At 49.4% G+C, this 387-nt stretch carries 1 protein-coding gene; it reads left to right on the top strand.

The genetic code is table 11. The annotated features are described in order from the left end of the window. Positions 1-199: 199 nt before the first annotated feature. On the top strand, positions 200-387 hold a 188-nt coding region (locus tag AC1DKR_RS21365), incomplete at its 3' end, for a transposase (protein WP_478035204.1).

Below are 387 nucleotides of genomic sequence, written 5' to 3'. Positions count from 1 at the left end.
GGGGAGGGAAGAGATCCGGCCATCCGAAGACCAAGACAAAAGTGTGTCGTGAAAGAAAATCGACAGCGTCTTGATGCACATGACGGCACTGAACCTTCGGAACGAACCAAAGCTACCGGCTAAACTAGGCTCAGGACCTATTAAATCACTTGCGTGCTTTCTTCAGTTTTGATTCATTTGAATTGAACGGAGGACCGCCATGAGTGATTTGATGTTGTTATCAGAAGCGCAAATGCGCCGTATCGAGCCATATTTTCCGCTATCCCATGGCGTTCCTCGCGTTGACGACAGGCTTGTCTTGAGCGGCATCATCTTCGTTCTGCGTAATGGGTTGCGGTGGCGTGATGTTCCCAAAGAATATGGGCCGCACAAGACGATCTATAATCG

The sequence above is a fragment of the Stenotrophomonas sp. 01N47 genome (assembly GCF_056399165.1).
Note: the sequence above shows the minus strand (reverse complement) of the source record. Positions and strands in the feature narration are given on the sequence as shown.